The sequence below is a fragment of the Cupriavidus phytohabitans genome, assembly GCF_017815025.1.
Taxonomy (GTDB): domain Bacteria; phylum Pseudomonadota; class Gammaproteobacteria; order Burkholderiales; family Burkholderiaceae; genus Cupriavidus.
Window position 1 is genome coordinate 1 of record NZ_JAGIQB010000139.1, and the last position, 3,524, is coordinate 3,524.

Sequence of the window (3,524 nt, forward strand, 5' to 3'; positions counted from 1 at the left end):
GGCGGCCTCGGCTCATCCCGCCATGATATCCGAGGCGACTAATTATTCAACCTATTTACGGGATGTTGTACTAGCCATTCCCGAGCTGCCGCGAAATCCGAGACCTCAGCCAAAACTTGAATGCCTTCCCGGGGGCGCGACGGCATACGCACGATGCTTATCCGATCGTCCTCCATCATCGTCACGGGGCGATCCCGTGTTTTCCGCCACCAGGCGAGCTTCTCGTTGGCAAGCTTGACCGTGGCATCCATGTCGTGCGCAATACCATACCAGGTTGACCGATCCCACGCACCGCCGTCGAGGCACCGGATCTCCAAAGAGCCCATCAGGCCGGGGTCAGGGCAAACGGCCGGTCCCACCAGGCGAGGATCTCGGCCTCTTCTCGGTCGTCGTTCGGTGTGGCGTCGAATTCGGGAGGCAGCTTCGGGTCCAGCGGCAACGCGAAATTGTCTGGCTCGGCCGACGGGACGGCAGCAGAACTTGCGCTAAGTAGAGCGTGCCAGCTCCGATAGTCAGCCTCGGCGGCCAGTCGTTCCAGTGCTTCACTATGGGAAATTTCGCCTGACCGGGCGAGTTACTTTGCTTCGCGTTTGATTTTCGCGACGAGCGTCGCTGTGGCTGCCTTGGACATTGCGGTCTCCACGCGGGAAACGACGGCCCACTAGTCGTTCCTGCGCCGCAAAGATAGGAGGGAATTCAGCCTTCCCGTCGAAACGGATTCCGGCGCAGGCATGCGCCATCGCAGTGATTATGTTTGTCATAAGCCGCATAACGGGCGTCAATCCACTCGCGTCCAGGCCTTGGCGATCGCAGCGAACACAACCGGCAAAGCATCATGCCCCTAGAAAGACGCGGGTCGATCGTCCTTCGGGTAGCCCAAAATTGCTGGCGCTCGCATCAACCGAAGTATTTGCGGACTGTGTTTGCCGCTGCTGGCCACATCGGCCAGCACCTCGTCCTCAATCTTATGAAGCAGCCTCCAAGTCAGATGACCGCTCTCACGGTGATGACGAATGGTCGGAGGCAGTGCTTGAATGACTGCGTCTTCGGCGGAACGAAGAATGTCGAGAGCGGGCGGTGGCACAGCGGGCATCGGCAAAGGATTGGCGCAAGAAAGAGGCGCGATTCTACCGTGCGCGCCTCTCGGCGCTCGCCCCACGAAATACGGTGACACTGAGCGCGCATGACGGCCGCGCGCTCGCGGCTATTACCGCTCCAACGACTTTTGGATCCTCTGCGCAGCCGACTGAACTGACGACTTGAACAGCTGCGCCAGGTCTTCGTCTTTCCTGACAGGATGATCGCTGCTACTACGTGACAACGACCGCCCTACCTCCGGTGCCATCGCCGTGGTCTCGTCCGCTGGAGACACACCTGGCAGGAATTCGACACCGGTGCGCTCGACCAGCTCGCGATAGCTGATCGGCTTGCTGGGGTGCGCCTCATTGGTGTTGGCAATCCAGTGCGCCCATGCCCGGTTCGTGGTCTGATCGTAGACCAGCTTGAAATAGTACTCGGGTACCCAAACGCGGCCCTGGCCGATGGTATCGGGCCGGTCGCCGAAAACAGGACCGGAGATGACATAGACATCGCCCTTTGCCCGCATCACGTACTTGCGGGTGGCCGATTCGATCGCACTCCATGCTTCGCGATTGTTCTTCGGCGCTTGTGGGGTCATGTTGGCTAAGCTAAATGATTGCGCCATGGCCTGCGCTGTAGGCTGATCGCCCGCAGGAGCGAGGTGCAATACCCGGTGGAAAACTATACTCAAAGTGTGGGGTAGCTTCCCGCTGATAGTGAATGCAATGCAGGAGCGTACATTGCAACCTGGGTGCAGCGGGGTGGCGGTTTGGTCGCTCATACGGCACGGTCAGTTGAAGAAACTGCTGAAGCTTCTGTCGGCGAACGCAGGATAGACTGAATAGCGGTGACAAAGGCTGGCGGGAAAAGCTTATCTCCATGGTCGTTCTGGATGCTGCCGTCCTCCCCGACACGTAGCCCTTGTTGAGCCAATCTCGAATGATCAATGCCTTTGCTGAGCGCAGCTTTCGGTCTGGGAGCAAGCGCACCTTCGGCCACGATGGACGCTGGTAGCGATGGCATGGCTTCCGCTGCGGGCGAAGACATTAGCGAGGCTCCGACCCGCAGTGTCTTGAATGCGGCATGAAGATTGAGGTCAGTCGGAAAAAGTGGATGCCAACGTTTCGTACAATCTCGAAACGGAGAGCATCATGAATCGAATTCCCAAGGCGACTTACACGAAAGAGTTTCGTGAAGAGGCGGTGAAGCTGGCGCACGACGTCGGCAGCAGTGAGGCGGCCAGAAGGCTGTCGATTTCCATCAAGACGCTGGCGAACTGGCTTCGCGCAGATAAGACAGGCAAGCTGGCCAAGGTGGGAAACACCCAGCGCCCGCTGACGGAGGTTGAAGTCGAGCTCAGCCGCGTTAAACGCGAGCTTGCCGAGGTCAAGATGGAGCGTGACCTGCTGAAAAAGTTTGCGGCGTATTTTGCGAAGGAGTCGCGGTGAAATACGCCCTGGTCAGCGAAATGCGACCCCAGTATCCGGTCCCTCCCTTGTGCCGCCTGCTCGGCGTTTCTGTCAGTGGTTACTACGCCTGGTGCAAGCGTGCAGCTTCGTCTCGCCGGCAAGCCGAGCCAAGCCAAGCCTGGAGGCAGAGATACAGGCTGCGCATGTTCGCACTCGTGAGACCTTTGGCCCTGAGCGCTTGCAAAAAGAGCTTGCCGGGCGCGGGGTTGAGGTGGGTGTGCACCGCATCAAACGATTGCGGCGCAAACTTGGACTGCGCTGCAGGCAGAAACGCAAGTTCAAGGCGACGACGAATTCGCGCCACAATCTGCCGGTGGCCCCGAATCGACTCGACCAGTCCTTCAGCGTTGACTCGCCGAACCGGGCCTGGTGCGGTGACATCACGTATGTGGCCACCGACGAAGGCTGGCTTTATCTGGCGGGATTGAAAGACTTGTATAGCGGCGAGATCGTGGGCTATGCGATGAGCGAACGCATGACCAAACACCTGGTTATGCAAGCCTTGTTCCGGGCGGTGAGCGCGCATCGACCCGCGCCCGGGCTAATCCAGCATACCGACCGTGGCAGTCAATATTGCGCCCACGATTACCAGGCGCTGCTCAAACAGTTCCAGATGCGGGCCTCAATGAGCCGGCGCGGCAATTGCTACGACAACGCTCCGATCGAATCCTTCTGGGGCACCCTGAAAACAGAACTGGTGTACACCCGCCGCTTTGCCACACGCGCGCAAGCCCAGCAAGCGATCACCGAATACATCGAACTGTTCTACAATCGCCAACGCACCCAGGCACGTCTCGGCTATCTATCGCCGGCGACATACACCGCTCGCTATTACGCAGACAGAATGGCAGCCTGAGATCCCCCATCCGTTGGCATACACGGATTCCGACCGACCTCAGTACCGCCTCAAGACGCTGACGGGACACAGTCTGTGGGCGCGCGAAATCGGGTCGCAGGCCACCGAAGTGGCCATCC

2 protein-coding genes and 2 pseudogenes are annotated in these 3,524 nt (G+C 59.3%); 1 reads left to right on the forward strand and 3 read right to left on the reverse strand.

Annotated elements, in window-relative coordinates; genetic code table 11:
- Nucleotides 1–841 precede the first annotated feature (841 nt).
- The 3 genes and pseudogenes from J8I34_RS35660 to J8I34_RS33465 form a co-directional block, all read right to left on the reverse strand.
- The gene (locus J8I34_RS35660; RefSeq protein ID WP_371748201.1) at nucleotides 842–1,093 is read right to left on the reverse strand and encodes a DUF2471 family protein; all 252 of its coding nucleotides are present in this window, start codon (nucleotides 1,091–1,093) and stop codon (nucleotides 842–844) included.
- A 114-nt stretch (nucleotides 1,094–1,207) separates the two neighbouring features.
- Nucleotides 1,208–1,744 (reverse strand): annotated as a pseudogene (locus J8I34_RS35120) (DNA/RNA non-specific endonuclease); the annotation flags it as partial.
- Nucleotides 1,745–1,857: 113 nt separating this feature from the next.
- Nucleotides 1,858–2,127: a hypothetical protein gene (locus tag J8I34_RS33465; RefSeq protein ID WP_209808475.1), complete on the reverse strand. Its 270-nt coding sequence runs from the start codon at nucleotides 2,125–2,127 to the stop codon at nucleotides 1,858–1,860.
- Between the two features lie 104 nt (nucleotides 2,128–2,231).
- On the opposite strand from J8I34_RS33465, the pseudogene J8I34_RS33470 reads away from it, so the two are divergent.
- Nucleotides 2,232–3,405: pseudogene (locus J8I34_RS33470) on the forward strand (IS3 family transposase).
- The last annotated feature ends 119 nt before the right edge of the window (nucleotides 3,406–3,524 follow it).

Excerpts from the sequence above, each read along its gene's own strand:
- J8I34_RS35660 (WP_371748201.1), bottom strand. The coding sequence starts at position 1,093 with ATGCCCGCTGTGCCACCGCCCGCTCTCGACATTCTTCGTTCCGCCGAA.
- J8I34_RS33465 (WP_209808475.1), bottom strand. The coding sequence starts at position 2,127 with ATGTCTTCGCCCGCAGCGGAAGCCATGCCATCGCTACCAGCGTCCATC.